The 18,712-nt window shown below is 34.6% G+C and carries 8 protein-coding genes; 7 read left to right on the top strand and 1 reads right to left on the bottom strand.

What is annotated here, in order from left to right; translation table 11 throughout:
- Position 1: 1 nt before the first annotated feature.
- From AC4FQ3_RS06445 to AC4FQ3_RS06425, 5 genes are all read left to right on the top strand, one after another.
- Positions 2 to 2,104: a beta-galactosidase gene (locus AC4FQ3_RS06445; protein WP_491181302.1), complete on the top strand. Its 2,103-nt coding sequence runs from the start codon at positions 2 to 4 to the stop codon at positions 2,102 to 2,104.
- Positions 2,105 to 2,426: 322 nt separating this feature from the next.
- Positions 2,427 to 4,562 carry a family 43 glycosylhydrolase gene (locus tag AC4FQ3_RS06440; protein ID WP_491181301.1) on the top strand — a complete coding sequence of 712 codons (2,136 nt, stop codon included), beginning with the start codon at positions 2,427 to 2,429 and terminating at the stop codon, positions 4,560 to 4,562.
- Positions 4,563 to 4,607: 45 nt separating this feature from the next.
- Positions 4,608 to 5,819 (top strand): M24 family metallopeptidase, encoded by a 1,212-nt coding sequence (locus AC4FQ3_RS06435; RefSeq protein WP_491181300.1) that lies wholly within the window; start codon positions 4,608 to 4,610, stop codon positions 5,817 to 5,819.
- Positions 5,820 to 6,140: 321 nt separating this feature from the next.
- Complete coding sequence (locus AC4FQ3_RS06430) at positions 6,141 to 8,345, top strand: alpha-galactosidase (protein WP_491181299.1); 2,205 nt, start codon at positions 6,141 to 6,143, stop codon at positions 8,343 to 8,345.
- A gap of 191 nt (positions 8,346 to 8,536) precedes the next feature.
- The gene (locus AC4FQ3_RS06425) at positions 8,537 to 10,765 is read left to right on the top strand and encodes a DUF6055 domain-containing protein (RefSeq protein ID WP_491181298.1); all 2,229 of its coding nucleotides are present in this window, start codon (positions 8,537 to 8,539) and stop codon (positions 10,763 to 10,765) included.
- A gap of 175 nt (positions 10,766 to 10,940) precedes the next feature.
- On the opposite strand, the gene AC4FQ3_RS06420 is transcribed toward AC4FQ3_RS06425, so the two are convergent.
- On the bottom strand, positions 10,941 to 12,353 hold the full coding sequence (locus AC4FQ3_RS06420) for an arylsulfatase (RefSeq protein ID WP_491181297.1): 1,413 nt from the start codon (positions 12,351 to 12,353) through the stop codon (positions 10,941 to 10,943).
- 445 nt (positions 12,354 to 12,798) lie between these two features.
- On the opposite strand from AC4FQ3_RS06420, the gene AC4FQ3_RS06415 reads away from it, so the two are divergent.
- Together AC4FQ3_RS06415 and AC4FQ3_RS06410 are read left to right on the top strand one after the other, a co-directional pair.
- Positions 12,799 to 16,848, top strand: coding sequence for a hybrid sensor histidine kinase/response regulator transcription factor (locus AC4FQ3_RS06415; RefSeq protein WP_491181296.1), 4,050 nt, complete (start codon positions 12,799 to 12,801; stop codon positions 16,846 to 16,848).
- 452 nt (positions 16,849 to 17,300) lie between these two features.
- Positions 17,301 to 18,698, top strand: coding sequence for a cadherin repeat domain-containing protein (locus AC4FQ3_RS06410; protein ID WP_491181295.1), 1,398 nt, complete (start codon positions 17,301 to 17,303; stop codon positions 18,696 to 18,698).
- Positions 18,699 to 18,712: the final 14 nt, after the last annotated feature.

Here is an 18,712-nt window from a genome sequence, read left to right as displayed (position 1 = left end):
AATGATGCCGCAATCAAAAAAACACCTTTTTAAAAAAATAATATTTACTGTATTTGGAGTACTTGCCAGTTTACATTCTGGTGCTCAAAATTTCGATAAATATTTCCCAAAAAAAGACCTGACAACAGTAGGGGTTTATTATTATCCTGAGCATTGGGATCAGAGTCAATGGGATCGTGATTTGAAAAAAATTGCCGAAATGGGTTTTGAGTTTACTCATTTTGGTGAATTTGCCTGGGCGCAATTAGAACCGAAAGAAGGTGTTTATGATTTTAAATGGTTGGATAAAGCTGTTGAAATTGCTGTAAAGTATAATTTAAAAATTATCATGTGTACTTCAACAGCGACACCTCCTGTATGGTTGGTTCGCCAGCATCCTGATATCCTTGCAACTTATGAAGATGGAACCAAAACAGATCACGGTTCTAGACAACATGCATCATTTTCAAGTAATTATTATCGAAGCTATTCGCTAAAAATGATTGAACAATTGGCAAAAAGATATGGCAATAATAAAAATATTATAGGTTGGCAGGTAGATAATGAACCATCACGTTTTCTGGATTATGGTCCGGATGCGCAACAACGCTATCGCAATTGGTTAAAAGAAAAATATGTAACTATTGACGCTTTAAATCAGGCTTGGGGCAACAATTTCTGGAGTGGAACTTATAGCAATTTTGATCAGATTAATATTCCGTTGCACAAGGAATGGGGGATGAACTTACATTCCCAATTAGATCACTATCGATTTGCAGATCAGGAAACGGCAACTTTTTTGGATAGTCAGGCGCTTACCATACGCAAATACATAACCAAAGACCAATGGATTACGTCTAATTACAGATCCAACTATGATGAAAGTTTCGTTGGTATGAGTAAAGAATTGGATTTTGATTGTTATACACGTTATTTGGTTTATGGTGGAAGTTTAGGAATTGGCTCAAAAGGATATCGTTTAGGAGATTATACCAGTATTGGTATGTCCAATGATTTTTTCAGGCCTTTAAAAGGTATGTATGGCTGTATGGAACTACAGCCAGGACAAGTAAATTGGGGAAGTATTAATCCGCAGCCATTGCCCGGAAGTGTTCGTATGTGGCTATGGCATGTTTTTGCCGGAGGAAGTAAATTTGCGTGTACGTATCGCTTTCGTGCGCCTTTGTATGGTTATGAGCAATTTCATTATGGTATTGTAGGTACAGATGGTGTAACACCAACCGTTGGCGGTATAGAGTTCTCCCAGTTTATAAAAGAAATTGATACGTTACGAAAAAAATATGATACCAAAGCAGTATTGCCGGATTACTACTTAAAACGTAAAACCGGAATTCTGTTCAACGCCGATAATGTGATGGGCATTGAATTAAACAAACAAACAAAAGAGTGGAATACCATTGGGCATTTTTTAAAATATTATAAAGCGACAAAATCGATGGGTGCGCCAGTTGATTTTGTTCGGGATACTACTAATTTCTCAAACTATCCTTTTTTAATAGTGCCAGCTTATCAGATGATTGATCAAAAAATGATTGATAAATTGACTTTGTATGCCAAAAACGGAGGAAATTTAATACTGAGTTGTCGATCCGGAATTCAAAATCGTGAAGGCCATCTTTGGGAAGCGAAATTCTATGAACCTATGTGGAATTTAATAGGTTCACAAATAGAATCCTATGATCTCTTAATGCCACAATCTCCGGGTATAATTAAGTTTAATAATCAGGAATTTGGTTGGACAAGCTGGGGAGATTTACTAAAACCAAATAAAGAAACAGAAATTTGGGGAACCTATGAAGGCGATTTTTACGCTGGAACTCCCGCTATTATTTTACGTAATTTAGGTAAGGGATCAGTTACTTATATTGGTGTAGATTCTAAAAATGGTGAACTTGAAAAACAAGTATTAAGGAAATTATATCAAAAGCAAAATGCTCCTATAGAAAATTATCCCGAGGGTATTATGGTGGAGTATCGGGACGGATTTGGTATTGCGGTCAATTATTCGGATAAAATCTACAATATCAATTTACCAAAAAGTGCCAAAATTATTATTGGAACTTCAGCAATAAAAACCGCTGATGTACTGGTTTGGAAATATTAATTGAATTCATTGAATGTAAATTAAATGATTAGGTTTCAGGCTGATGTTTCTATTTGTTTAATTTTTTTTCACGCAGATTTGGCAGATTGTGCAGATTCTTTTTTTTTAATTTTAATAATTTAATCAGGAGAACATAGATTTACTGCAGTGGTAAAAAAACATATTTTTTTAATAAATATAAAACAAGAGTTTATAAAATAAATCTGCTAAATCTGCCAAATCTGCGTGAAAAATAGACAAAGGATTTGCAAATCAATACAGAATAAATGGATCAAAATAATCATACCCAACGTTTTAAAATCAACAAAAGTTAATAATTGCAATGCTGAAAAAGAACCTATTATACAGTCTCATTTTACTTTTTTTTGTGGGAACTATTTTTGCCCAAAAAGACGTTGATGTAAATACACCAGGCGCCGTAAATCCCATTTTACCGGGCTGGTTTGCAGATCCTACAATTAAAAAATTTGGAGATATTTATTATATCTATGCCACTACAGATAATGAAATGCTGGCCTCTGGCGCACCAACGGTCTGGTATAGTAAAGACTTTAAAAACTGGTATAACTATATCATGGAAATCCCTTCTTTTTCAGCAAAATCGATTACTAATTTTTGGGCTCCCGATATTATTGAAGGCGACGATGGTAAATATTATTTGTATTTTGGAAACTGCGAAATAGGCTGTAATATTTACGGCTATGTTTCAGATTCGCCTGTTGGGCCGTGGAAAAAATTAAGCGAACAGGATGTTCCGGTAATTTCAAATGGGTATCCCAGAGAAAATTTCCCTTCGCTAGATGCACAGTTTTTTAAAGATACCGATGGAAAAATTTATGGATATTGGGGAACCTGGGTGCATTATAATGGCGGATATGCCGTAGGAGAGTTGAACAAAAAAAATATGAGCGGAATGATGAATTCTGCCAATATACCTTTACAACAAACTCCGGCTCCTTTTGAAGCCGCTTACATGATGAAAAAAGGTTCTAAGTATATTCTGATGTATTCCGGAGCGTCTTGTCATGACGAAACTTATAATGTGCGTTATTCTTATTCCGATTCGCCATACGGACCTTTTACTCCCGGAAAAAATAATCCTATTTTGAGTACCAATGAAATTCAGACAGTTCACGGGCCTGGTCATCATTCTGTTTTACAGGAAAATAACGACTATTACATTGTATATCACAAACACGATTATCCAATGACTCGTGGAGGTCTTGCCAGACAAGTTTGTATCGATAAAATGATTTTTGAGAATGATTCGACAATCAAAGCGGTTGTGCCTTCAAATAAAGGAATTGAAGATTTGGTAAAGTCTGAGGTTCCTGAAAATATTGCTTTTAAGGCAAAAACAACAGCTTCTTCTTTTTATCATTTAAAATCGACTCAATACGATTATGAATACCAACCTTCGTATGCAACTGATGATAATAATGCTACAATGTGGAAAGCGGCGGATAATACAACTCCACAACATTTAATCGTTGATTTGGGTTCAGAAAAAAAGATAAAAAGAATAATGACCCAATTTGAATTTGCCAGTTATTACTATCAATACAAATTGGAGTATTCTTTAAATGGAAAAAATTGGAATCTATATTCCGATAAATCCAAGAATCGAACAGCCGGAAGCCCAATGATTGATGACAACGACGTAACGGCGCGTTATATAAAACTAACTGTTTTAGCAACAGAAAAAACCGGACTTTATGCTGCAGTTTGGAACATTAAAGTATACAGTTCATTATTTGATCTTCCTTTAAAATTAAAAAATGCAGCATCAAAAAGAGTTCCTGCTGTCAAAAGCACGAAGAAATTGTTGGTTGATCTTGATGCAGGAAAATTTTCTGATATTAATACCATTTCCAATAAAGGTTTTATTGGCGGAATTTTCACAAAAAGCGGAGACATATCTTTAGAAAAATCAGAAGGAATTAAGGCTTTTCATTTTAAAAACGGAGCTTTTACTTTAAATAAATCAGTACCCAAAAGCCTTGCCTGGAACGGTTCTTACACAGTTGCAGCCTGGGTTAAAAAACCTGAAATTGCAAATGAAGGAGATATTATAGCATCATGGTGTGACAGAACCGAATTTGGTTTGGCAAACTCTTATAATGCACTGGCTTACAATAGCGGAAGTTATGGTGCAGGAGTACATTTAGATGGTCATTTTGATATGAAATTCAACAAGATTCCCGAAGCAAATAAATGGCATTATATCGTTTTAACTTTTGATGGTGTTGTGGAGAAAATTTATGTAGATGGTATTTTAGATAATTCTCAAAATATGCTGTTATCATCAGCAGTTGATAAGGCTAAAATTATAATAGGAGCTTCGGATATTGGTGAAAATTTCTCCGGATTTATTGCTTCACTTCGCATGTACGATTATGCGCTGAATCAGGAAGATTTACTTCAGCTAATGAAGCAGACTCAACCAAAAAAGGAATAATTAAAAACTTATTAATTTAGCCGTTTAAATTAAAAAAATAAAAAAATGACAATAGGTATAGGTGGTTCTGATGCAGCCACAGAATTAGGAAAAATAGCAAACAGAACTCAGGATGTACAACCCATTCTTTTAGAGGAATATCTGGAGCGTATCAAAAAATCAGTTTTGTTGATGAAAGAGCTTTCTGTAAAAGCAGTTTATCTAAATGCGGGAACAAATCTGTATTATTTTACAGGAACTCGTTGGAATGCTTCAGAAAGAATGGTGGGAGCTTTACTGTTTGATGATGGGACTTTAGAATATATAGTTCCAAAATTTGAAGAGGGTACTTTTAAAAAATACATGCAGGTTGAGTCACGCATTAATTGTTGGGAAGAACACGAATCTCCTTATGTTCTATTAGGAAAATTATTGACAGATAAAAACCTGAATAGCGGTACAATTGCCATTGATGAAGCTTCTCCTTATTTTTTAGTTGATGGAATTTCAAAAGCAAATATAGCTTATGATTTTACAACTGCTCAGAACATTACGTCGGCTTGCCGAATGCAAAAATCTAAAAATGAGATTGCTATAATTCAAAAAGCAAAAGATATAACGATGGAAGTACAGCGAGCTGCCGCTAAGATATTAAGACCGGGAATTTCGGTAAGCGAAGTAACAGATTTTATAAATAAAGCGCATATAAAGGCAGGGATATCTTCGGGCTCTTATTTCTGTATTGTTTTGTTTGCAGATGATACACAATATCCTCACGGCGTTTCTGTTCCTCAAGATTTAAAGGAAAATCAAGCTGTTATAATTGATACAGGCTGTAGATTAGAAGGATATCTTTCTGATATTACAAGATCGTATGTTTACGGAACAGCTTCTGAAGAATACAAAACGATTTGGAATTTAGAAAAAAACGTACAACTCGCTGCTTTTGAGGCTGCAAAAATTGGTTCTTCATGCGGATCTGTAGATGACGCTGCCCGAAAAACATTGTCCGAAGCCGGATTAAGTCCAGATTATGATTTACCCGGATTACCGCATAGAGTTGGACACGGAACCGGACTTGATATTCATGAATACCCGTATTTAGTTCGTGGAAGCGAAATAAAATTATTGGAAGGAATGGTTGTCAGTAATGAGCCTATGATTTGTATTCCCGGAAAATTTGGAATCAGGCATGAAGATCATTTTTACATGACTGAAAACGGAGCAAAGTGGTTTACCGAGCCTATGCATAGTGTTGATAATCCTTTTGGTTATTAATTGTTAGGCACATAGATTCTCTGTATTGATTAGCTAATCCGGTGTTTATTTTCACGCAGATTTAGCAGATTTTAGCAGATTTATTTATAAGCTCTTATTTTTTTAAACAGATTGAATATAGATTTTCTTTTTATATTAAATAGGATGCAAAAAGAAGTATATTTTTTTCAAACATCGCAGTAAATATATGCAGCGGATTAAATCTTAAAAGTTTAAAAAAGAATCTGCTAAAATCTGCAAAATCTGCGTGAAAAATTTATTCTATCTGTTTTCTAAAATATTGTAATTACATCCGGAAAGATTAATTTATAAAAATAAAAAATGAAACGACTCTTACTGTTATTCTTAACGATTGTTTATACTGCTGTTCAGGCACAGGAAAGTGCATTGATTTGTATTGAAACCGAAAGTTCGGCTTTGGTTTTAAAAGTGGGTAAAAACAAAAAACTGTATCAAACCTATTTTGGTACAAAGTTGAATAACAGTTTAGAATATGAATTGATTTCGAAAGAAAACACAAAAAAGTTTGTTGTCAATGACGGCAATCCTTTAATTGATTTACGTCATTCGGCATATCCAACTTTTGGTACCGATAATTTATTTGAACCCGCTATTCGTATGACGCATAACGATGGAAATCCTTCATTAGAATTTGAATATCAAAATCATAATGTTCAAAAAATAGATGATAATACTTCCGAAATCATTGTCAAATTAAAGGATCCTCAATATCCTGTTTTTGTCAATCTTCATTACAAAATATTTTATAAAGAAGATGTAATCGAAGCGTGGACAGAAATTCAGCATCAGAAAAAAAAAACAGTTACACTTTATAATTATGCTTCATCGGCTTTGCATTTAGATGCTGATAAATATTGGCTGACACAATTTTACAGCGATGTTGTGGAAGAAATGAGAATGGAAGAAAGCCAGCTGACAAGAGGAAGCAAAGTGATCGATTCAAAATTAGGAGTTCGAACCAATATGTTTGCGGCACCCAGTTTTTTTCTTTCTTTAAATGAAAAAGCAGGAGAGAATAACGGTGAAGTCATTGCGGGTTCAATTGCGTGGTCGGGAAATTTTAAGTACATTTTTGATATTGATAACAATAATGAATTGAGAATTATTTCGGGAATCAATGAATTTGCTTCAGAATACAATTTAGAACCCGGAAAAGTATTCAAAACACCAGCATTTATCTATACATTTTCGAATCACGGAAAAGGGCAGGCGAGTAGAAATTTACACGATTGGGCAAGAAAATACGGGCTTAAAGATGGAGAAAAAACCCGCCTTACTTTATTGAATAATTGGGAAACTACTTTTTTTGATTTTGATGAAAAGAAACTGGCCAATATGTTTACAGATGCCAAAACATTGGGTGTTGATATGTTTTTGTTGGATGACGGCTGGTTTGGCAATAAATACCCAAGAAGCGGTTCTACATCAGGTTTAGGAGATTGGGAAGCTACAAAGTCGAAACTACCGAATGGTATTGGTTTTTTGATGGAACAAGCTCAAAAAACAGATGTCAAATTTGGTATTTGGATCGAGCCGGAAATGATTAATGAAAAAAGTGAATTATTCGAAAAACATCCGGATTGGGTTTTAAGCCTTCCAAACAGAGAAAAAAGTATTTACCGCACGCAGCTGGTTTTGGATTTATGCAACCCGAAAGTACAGGATTTTGTATTTAAGGTTGTAGATGATATTATGCAGACGCAATCGGGTGTGGCTTTTTTTAAATGGGACTGCAATCGAATGATGACAAGTGCTTATTCAACTTATTTGAAGAATCAGCAATCGCATTTGTTTATTGAATATACTAAAGGACTGTATAAAGTTTTGGATCGAATAAAAACGAAATATCCAAACCTCCCGATGATGCTTTGCGCTGGCGGAGGCGGCAGGGTAGACTACGGTATGTTGAACTATTTTACGGAGTTTTGGGCGAGCGACAATACTGACCCTTTTGATCGTGTATTTATTCAATGGGGATATTCTAATTTTTATCCAGCATTGGCAACCTGTAATCACGTAACTTCCATGGGAAATCAGTCCATTAAGTTTAAAACCGATGTAGCGATGATGGGAAAACTAGGTTTTGATATTCATGTTGGAGGATTAAAACCAAACGAATTAAAATTTTGTCAGGAAGCTGTTTCGAATTATAAAAGATTAAGTCCGGTAATTTGGCAAGGAGAGTTGTACCGATTGATTTCGCCTTATGAAGATAGCAGAGCAGTTTTAATGTATGTTAATAAAGATAAAACCCAATCGGTAGTTTTTTCATACACCTTGCATCCGCTCACAGATCCTAATTACAGTATGGTGAAATTAGAAGGACTTGACCCTTCAAGAAAATATAAAGTAAAGGAAATCAATATAATGTCTGAAAGTAAAAATACTTTTGAAGAATCAGGCAATGTATTTTCTGGCGATTTTTTAATGAAAATTGGATTAAAAGTTTCTTCTTCCAAGCAGGAAAGCAGCGTTGTATTAGAACTTATTACTGTAGAATCGTAAAATTCATTTTTTACTATTCTTTTTAAATTAAAAAATCCAGATAATTTGGGTAAACAATTGTTTAGCAAATAGATATGGGTTTTTAAATAGGTAAAATAGTATTAATATAAGGTAATATTGTATTAGAAGTGCTACATTTTCATATTTACATTTACAAGAAAATATTCTTAACCTATTAAAAAGATGTAATTATGAAAAAACTTTTCTTACAAGTTCTACTTTTTCTTTGCAGTTATGTTGCAATTGGCCAAAAAACGCTGTTTACGCCCACAGAATGGAGTGATCCCAATAATGAGTTTTACAATAAAGTATCCAGTAGCAGAAAATATGAATCTACAAATTTTGTGGTTTATTGGGGAGATAAAGTTGGTACAAATCCGTCAACTTATTCAGATCCTGCGTTGAGGTTTACACCAAAATCGGTTGCCGATACGCTTGAAACAAGTTTTAAGCGCTATATAACCGATTTGCACTTTATTAATAATGCTTCAACAACAAATTTCGGCAAGTACAAGATCATTATTATGATGATGAATACCTGGAATTCTACAGATCCGCGTTTAGAAGCGTTTGCGCAGGCAAGTTCGTTTAGTAATACGATTGGTGCCATGTTTGTTCATCCCGAAGCCACGAGAGATGGAGGTGCATTATCTCACGAGTTTGCCCATACACTGCAAATGATGATGCGTATTCAGGAAAATCCGGGTAACGGAACCGCATTTTCAGGATATGATTGGGCTGGCCCTTTCTTTGAAGGACATGCTAATTTCATGAGAGCTCAGGCCTATTCACAGTGGGCGGAGATCGATGGAACTTTAACCCGCTGGATACAGACCAAACATTTTATGTGGTCTTCTACCAGGCATCATTACACCAATTTTCATTTAATGTATTATGTGCAGGAAAAAGAAGGTTTTGATTTTACCCGAAGAATGTGGGCAGAATCTATCAATGAAGAACATCCGCTTCAAACAATTAAGAGACTAAAAGGTTTTACACAAGACCAACTAGACGATTATCTTTGGGGATATGCTCAACGACAACCGGCATTTGATTATCCTATTCAGTGGAATTCCCAAATAAATACGACCAGCAATTTTGGTAAAACAATCAGAAACGTTTACAATAGTATAAAAACAAATATGCCGCGTTATACCAGCAGACAATACACACTGTTAACAAAAGTAGCAGGTACTACAGATCAATATTATACCAATAACGACTGGGCTCCACAGGATTACGGAATGAATGTAATTCCATTATACCCAACATGTACAGGAACTCAAAAGAAAGTTACGATTAAATTTAAAGGACATACAGAGGTTAATCCAACTCAGGCCGGCTGGAGATATGGTTTTGTAACGACAAAAGCAGACGGTACAGTATCTCGTTACAGCCCGATGTATAAAACGGATGGAGAAGCTTCTTTTACCTTAAATACTTCTACTGAAACGGGTATTTTTTTGGTAGTGTTTTCAGCACCAAAAGTTCATGTCAATTACAATATGGATGAGGGTTACCCTAAGCAGAGAAGATATCCTTATGAACTAAAAATTGCAAATGCAACTCCAGAAGGATTTCAGCCTGCCGCCAATTTTAGAAGTTTTCTTAAAACAAATGGTCATTTGCATACTAACGGAGGAGGATGGGTATCCAATAATGCGACAGTTGCATCAACCGTTTATGTTGGTCCTTATGCAGTTGTCAGAGCTGGTAGTATTTCGGGAAATGCCCGTATAGAAGATTATGCAATGGTCGATGGAGGAACTATAAATGGTAATGTAATTGTAAGAGGAAATGCATGTGTTTACAATGCAACGTTATCCAATAGCGCCATTGTTGAAGGTAACGCCTGGATGGAAGGCGGTTCTGTAGCCAATACAGCTAATATTAAAGGAAATGCGATGCTGTTTGCCGGTAATTTTGGAAGTTCAGTTGTAGTGGGTGGAGATGCAGAAATAGGTAGTTGCTCAACTCCGGGTGTTTATTTGCAATTTCCTTATTGGAGAAATGGCAGAACAGATTGTGATGGCAAAGGAGCCAGCGATGCTTCCAACATTGATATAAATCCAACTTTTACCAATTTTACAGCCGCACAAATGGCTTTTAGTACAACACCAAACTGTACGGTAAGCACGCTTGCTGCAAGTAAGGCAGTCGATTCAGAAGAAGATTTGAGTGTTTACCCAAATCCAACATCAGGAAGTATAAATATAACCTTTATGCAGACCGAACAGCAAAAAGTAACGATTTCATTATTTAACATTAGTGGGCATAAGTTAAATGTCATTACCGATCAAACCTATGATGTTGGCAGAATTGAAATTCCGTTCAATTGCAGTCATTTGATTAAAGGTGTTTATCTTTTAAAAATCCAAACAGGAGATACTATTGTAAATAAATCATTTATTAAACAATAAAAGACTAAACTTTTTAAAATTAAAGAGCGTGCAAAATAATATTTTACACGCTCTTTTTTAGTTAAATAAATCTAATTTATAAGTTGCTTTCAAGTCGTATGTACTGCATTCGAATTATTTTATTTATCAGAGACTTGCAAATCATCTTTTGTTGTAGAATTGTAAATATAAAGTTCTACCACGGGAATACTTGATTTTCTGTGTGAGCCTCATTCATAAAGAGGGCAATTTTTTTAACTATATCAGGATGTTTTAGTGCAATATCATGTTTTTCCTGAGGATCGGAACTAAGATCGTACAATGCAATTACTGCGTTTTTATCTTTTATAACGTTCAGTCGGATTCCTTTCCAATTTCCATAACGAACCGCTTGTTTGCCACCTCCTTCATGAAACTCCCAGTAAAGATATTCATGAGTGTTTTGATTTTTATTGCCCATAAGTGCATTGGTAAAAGAAATTCCGTCAATGTGTTCAGGACTTTTACTGCCCGTGATTTCTGATAAAGTAGGCATGATATCCCAAAAGGCACCTACGAAATCACTGCTTTGACCAGCCTTAATAACTTTCGGCCATTTGGCAACAAAAGGAACCCTGATGCCCCCTTCATACAAATCACGTTTAATGCCCCGAAAACCTGCAGCGCTGTTGAAAAAGTCAGGATCCGCTCCACCTTCTTTGTGAGGGCCATTATCACTGGTAAATATAATTAGTGTATTTTCTTCTAATCCTAATTCCTTTAATTTAGCAATAACCTGTCCAACATAGAGATCTAAACGGGTTACCATTGCTGCAAATGTGGCGTGCGGGTATTGTTGAGAAACATAACCTGTAGGTTTTGCGTTTGTTCCGTAGTCAAAACCTTTAAAAGGTTTTTCAGGAAACTTTGCTTTATAATAACGAAAAATACTATCGTTGGGTACAATAAGTTCAGCGTGAGGTAATATGTAAGGTAAAAAAAGAAAAAAGGGTTCCTCCTTATTTTTATCAATAAATGCTAATGCCTGCTGTTGGGTTAAGTCAGGTGCGTATTCTTTAAGGGATTCTAATTTACCATTTTCTTTCAGTATTACTTTCTCCTGATCGTTCCATAAATGCTCAGGGTAGTATCGATGTGCCAGAGACTGGCAGTTATAGCCAAAGAAATGATCAAATCCCTGTCGGTTTGGATCTCCCTGTGACCCAACAGGTCCAAGCCCCCATTTGCCGTAGGCGCCTGTTTTGTACCCGCTTTTCTTTAATACTTCAGCCAGCGTTACAATTGTATCGGGTATTGGATACTGTCCTTCAGGTTCAACACCCAAATTACCACGAATAAAAGTATGCCCGGTATGTTTACCGGTCATTAAGGAGGACCTTGATGGAGCACATACGGCAGTGCCGGCATAAAATTGTTTTAGTGTGATTCCGTCATTTGCCAATCGGTCCAGATTTGGGGTTTTAATCAGTTTCTGCCCATTAAAGCCCACATCTCCGTAGCCCAGATCATCCGCCAGTATCAGTACAATGTTTGGTTTTTTATTCTGCGATAAAACAGTAACAATACAGCATGGCAGAAGAAATAGTATTATTAATAATTTTTTTTTCATCTAATAGTATTTGATTAATATTGAATTCTGTGATTATTAAGATTAATTGGAAAATGATGGGAAACCTGCATTCAATTCGTTTCGTTTTTCTAATTTATATGTTATTGTATTAGTTATAGTCTTTGTTCAATGATTAATATCGTTGTAAATTCAAACAACTGATTATAAAGACTAATCTAAGAATTTTTTTGTATATCCTTAATGCATTAAAAATATTTAGACAACAAGATCATTCGGTATAAATTAAATAAATTTTACTGATTTACTGTTTGCCAGTAAAATGTTTGAACAAGTACAATCTAATTATGTTTTTTTTAACTACAAGAAGAGTCTTGTTAATAATTAAATAAATTACTAAATATAAAATTTAAGAGTACTTTAATGTAAAATATCTATAAAATTAACTTATAATTGTACTTGTTACACTTGGCAAAAACATTTTATTTTGAAGTATTTTGTTTTACATCTTCTTTTTTTAATAGGTTTTTCTTCTGTAGGTTTTACACAAGATAATCCTATAAAATTTCTTGATATTTCTGATGGTTTGTCTAATAATTCGGTAACGACCATTTTTCAGGATAGTGACGGTTATCTTTGGTTTGGAACTTATGACGGATTGAACCGCTATGATGGCTATAATTTCAAAGTTTTCCGTAACAGAATCAACGATAAAAAATCATTACTCTTTAATACGATTTATAATATCGAAGGGGATTCCCGAAAAAATATTTGGGTTGGAGGTTCCAACGGGATTTGCATTTATAGTAAAACGACAGCGACATTTCATCCTGTTGAATATACCTCTCTAAACAAAAAAAATAAAGTTTTAAAAGATATAATTCATCAGATGCGATCAGTGTCTGAGAATTTAGTTTTAGTTGCTTCACAGAATTTAGGTTTAATTGCTTTTGAGAACGGTTCTTTCGTCGGAAAACAAATTCCGCTTAAAGTTTTAGGCAATAATATTAGTATTGATAATTACGATGCAATTGCCCTTCAGGACGATAAAAAGAAAGGACATTGCTGGATTCATGTGCGAAATATTGGAATCTGCAGTTACAATTACAAATCAAAAACCTTAAAAGTAGTTTTTCCGTTTTCTAAAGAAGTAAAATCAATGAAACTGGCTTCTGATGGAAATCTATGGCTGGGAACTGATGAAGGTATTTTTCTCTTTAATACAAAATCAGGAGTTCTTTCAGATAATTATTTTTCGAATAAATGCGGCGTTACCGATATTCTTGTGGATAAAAAGAAGGAACTCTGGATTTCTACAGACGGCTGCGGCATCTACAAAATCATCGGAACAAATAAAAAAGCAATTCCATATAATGTTATAAATGGTGTACAGCTGGCCAAAAGTAACTCGGTCTGGAGCTTATACGAAGACAAATCAGGAAATAAATGGTTTGGTTCTTTGCGCGGTGGTATAAGTATGCTCAGCATCACACCAAAATATTTTAAAAGTATTCGTTATAATGCCACAAATCCGGCAGAGAATTTTATTTTATCTTTTTGTGAAGACGAAAAGAAAAATTTATGGGTTGGAACAGATGGTGCAGGATTGAAATATTGGAACCGAAAAAACAATACTTACACGAATTACAGCAACAAGCTTTCAAGTCCTTTTATAACCGGAATCGTACGCGATAATAACAATGAAATTTGGCTATCGACATGGAATGGCGGAGTAAACAAAATCAATCCGGGAAATAATTCAGTTACGCAATACTCTTGTTTTAATCCGTATACCAAACAAATCGAGAAGAAAATTTGGCTGGTTTATAAGGATTCAAAAGCAAATATTTGGGCCAGCGCTACAAACGAAGGTTCATTATATCTTTTCGACAGACCAAAAAACACTTTTGTTCTTTTCGATAAATCAATTACAAATTTGCAATGTTTGACCGAAACAAACGACGGGAAACTTTGGGGTGGTAATTATACTAGTCTCTTTTCTTTGGAAAAAAACACCAAAAAAATTGCGAGAGTTGCTATTGGAAATCCAGTTCGATGTATTCATGAAGACAAGGACAAAAATCTATGGCTGGGAACCCAGGAAGGCGGATTATTATTGTTCGACCGAAAAACTAATACTTTTAAAAGACTAACTACAGATGATGGTTTGCCTTCGAATACAATTTTAAGAATGCTAGAAGATAATGAAGGAAATCTTTGGATGAGTACGTATAATGGTGTTTGTCGATTCGATAAAAAAAGAAAAACCTTTCGTAATTTCTCTGTAAACGATGGTTTACAAAGCAATCAGTTTAGTTTTAATGCCGGAATTAAATTATCTACAGGCGAATTTCTGTTTGGAGGAATTAATGGTTTCAATATCTTTTTTCCGGAAGCAATCAAAGGATTTAATCAGCAGAATAATTTATTGCTGACCGATTTTTACGTAAACAATCAGCCTATTCAGGAAAGCAAAAATGATTTGGTTTCTGAATGGGAATCGGGTAAAATAAAAGAAGTAAATCTTCCTTACGATCAAACCACTTTATCGCTGGAGTTTGTTGCCTTGGATTACAATAATGCCGACAAAATAAATTATGCGTATTATTTAGAAGGCTGGGATGCACAGTGGAATTATGTGGGTCAGGCCCGAAAAGCAAATTACGCCAGATTAACGGAAGGAAAATATACTTTTAAAGTAAAAACTACGAATTTTAAAGGCGGTTGGAATAAAGAAATAAGCCTTGTAACAATCGAAATTTTACCGCCATGGTACAGAACATGGTGGGCATATACGTTGTATTTATTGGCTATGGCAGGGATTCTTTTTGCCTATTTGGAATATCATAAAAATAAGGAAAAACTAAAATATAAAGTAAAAATAGCCGAGCTGGAAAGCAAGAAAGAAAAGGAAGTTGCCGAAAAACAATCGTCGATGTTTACTTATATCTCACACGAGTTTAGAACGCCGCTTTCGCTAATTATAAATCCGCTCAAAAAAGCAGTTCAGAAAGAAAGTGTTCAAAATGGTTCTTCCGGAAGTGATTTGGCAATTGCACATCGAAATGCCCGCAGGCTTTTGAGTTTGGTAGATCAGCTGCTTCTTTTTCGAAAAGCCGAAAATGACGCTGATTCGCTCAGATTATCGAATATAAATGTAAATAATCTTTGCAATGAAGTTTATCAATGCTTCGTAAATCAGGCAAAAGAGAAAAACATTACTTATAAATTTGATATTCCACAACATGATATTGAAATTATTGGAGATTACGAAAAAATAGAAATTTCTTTATTTAATTTAATGTCAAATGCCTTTAAATACACACCAATTGGAGGGAAAATTAATCTGAAACTTTCTGAAAATACAAATGAAGTTATCCTGGAAATTTCAGATAATGGCGATGGAATTGAAAAGAAAGATATCGACGTTATTTTTGAAAAATTCAAACAGATCAACTCAAAAGTGTCTGTTGGAACAGGTTTTGGAATTGGACTTTATATTGTGAAATATTTTGTAAACAAACACAAGGGAACAGTAAACTGTAGCAGTGAACCAGGAAAAGGAAGCACTTTTACCTTGACGTTCCTTAAAGGAAACAGTCACTTTGAAGATATTGAAATTACTGATGTTGTGGCAACAAGAAGCCAGTTGTTTGATGAATTGATCATTGATGATTCTGAGGAAAACAATCAGTCTTTAAATAATACGGTTTCAGAAAGTGATTTTCAGAAAATTATGCTTACTGATAAACGTACCGTTTTAATAATAGATGATAATGCAGAAATCAGGGCATATCTGATCAAATTATTTTCTAAAAACTATATTGTTTATAGTGCTGAAAATGGAGAAGAGGGCTTGAAAATGACCAAAAAACATATGCCTGATCTGGTTATCAGCGATATTACGATGGAACATATGGACGGTCTCGAATTATGCCGAAAAATAAAAGAAAGTGACAGTTTATCTCATATTCCTGTTATTTTATTGACGGCGTCCAAAAATACCGAAACGCATTTACAGGGAATCACAGATGGTGCAGATGATTATATTACAAAACCGTTTGATGATGATATACTCGTAGCACGTGTGGAGTCATTATTGCGAAACAGAAGTAATCTGCGAACTTATTTCTTAGACAGTATAACACTTAGGGAAAACTCACAAAAAGTCCCGGTTGAATATCAGGAAATCCTGAAAAAGTGTATCGATATTGTCGAAGCCAATATTCATAAAAAAGATTTTACGATTAAGAATTTTGCACTCGAAATGGGAATGAGCCATAGAACTCTTTATACCAAAATCAAGATTATTTCAGGCCAGACTTTAAATGCTTTTATTCGTTCGCTCAGAATTCGAAGAGCGGCGATGTTAATGTTGACAGAAGATATGAATATTGCGCAGGCAAGTGCAGAAGTTGGTTTTGAAGATCCAAAATATTTCAGACAGCAGTTTGTCAAACTCTTCGGAATGACACCTTCAGAATACATTAAAAAGTATAAAAATTCGTTTAATTCTGACCTGAATATTATCAAATAACAATCATTTGTATTTTTATTCTTTGAATACTCTTTTGCTTTTTGTGCAGAAGAGTATAAAATTTTAAAAAAAAAATCAAACGTTGTAGTTGTAGTTTGAGGATTATTTAATAATTGCGAATTCCTGAAAAATACCCTATTATTTTTTTGTACTTGTTAATTTTAAATCCAAAATAATAGTTAATTTCCATTTTGACCTCCTTTTTTTTCCATTTTACCCCTCCTTAGAAGTCTGTATTACATATTTCTTTGCACTTATACGTTTAAGAAGAAAAAAAGAATATAAACCAAACTTTACTAGAATGACAAAAAACCACACCATTATCTTTTATTGTCCTATTTCTTTATTATTAGAAAGACAATTTAGATGCTCTTCAAAAATGAGTTTATCTCATCTTCAACAAACAATTTTTTAGTATAAAAACTAACTAACCTAACCTTAAAATTAAAGAAATGAAAAAAAATGTATTTTTATTTTTTCTTGCCCTTTTTGCCGTCCTTGTTACCGGATGTCAAAATAACGAATCCGGTTATCCTTCTTCTGATGATCCTACAGCTGTAGTGACAACAAAGGAAATTTACGGAGCACCAAACAGAAAATTCGAAATTAAAGCGGTGCTTAATGACGATTTAGGACTGAAAAGTGTGAGAATTCAAATTCCTGAATTATCCTTAGATAAAATGATCACGTTTGCAAGTGACCCATTACTTGAATCATATGATTTAAGCTATTTTTTTGAAGTGCCTTCAAACAGGGGAACTTCAGAATCTTTCAAAATTAAATTGACAATAACAGATGTTTCAGGAAATGCCATTGACGAAGATATCAATTTACGTCTGGATGGAGAATTTGCGGCACCGGCAATAACCATGATTACGCCAAAAGAAGGAGCTGTTATTTTATTGTCAACAAGCAATGAAATGCCCGTAAATTTTGTGGTAAACGATGATTCGGGAATAGATTATGTTCAGGTAAAATGTGAAGCTTTAGGTATTGATGAAACGATTCAGTTAGCGGGCTCGCCTCAATCTTATACTTTCAATAAAACGTATACTTTACCTGTAACTGCAGCAAATTATGTATTGACAATTACAGCCAAAGATAAATTTGCGATTCCCAATACAGGATCTTTAAATATCAATATTGTGGCAACAAACGAATATCCTGCCCTCTATTTATGCGATCAGCCAAAAGGTACCAACCTGACTACTGATGCTGTGGGTGTACCGATGTATTTCCACGAGAAAAACGGACAGGATTTTGAGTTTAAATATTATGCTGATAAAGACAATAAAGAAGTTTATTTCTTAGGTCAGGAAGCGGACTTTGCCCCACATTGTTTCGGATTAAATGCAGCTGGAGGTTTAGTAGACGATTTAACTGCAACACCAATTATTTTACCAACAAAAGGGTATTACAACATAAAAGTAAACCCAAATACACTAGCTTATACAGTGACTAAATATACGCCTTCAAGCAAAGTTTGGGCAGATGTTGCCAATGGATTATGGAGTGATGACGAAGCCTTAAGAAGACCGTTTGTGAGCGTATGTGGAGCAGGAATTCAGGGTGCAGACTGGGATACATGGACAGCCTGGACACAAACTGGATTGCATTTGGCAAATAACCCGAATAATGCATATCAATTAGTTGGTGAGTATACGCTGACAGGACAATTGGAAGCCACTTTTACAGGTCAATGGTGGAGTCCGTCATGGAGATTAATCAAAAATGGTATTGCTACAATGTCACCGGGCGAAAATGGAAATGCAAAATATCCAGCTGCTCCGGGTGTATACAAAGTTGTACTGGATACAGAATTGGAAAGAGTCTTTATCACAAAAAAATAGTTTGTTAGAACTTA

It is taken from the genome of Flavobacterium sp. AK-345 (assembly GCF_058310175.1).
This window is presented reverse-complemented; position numbering and strand designations above follow the sequence as displayed.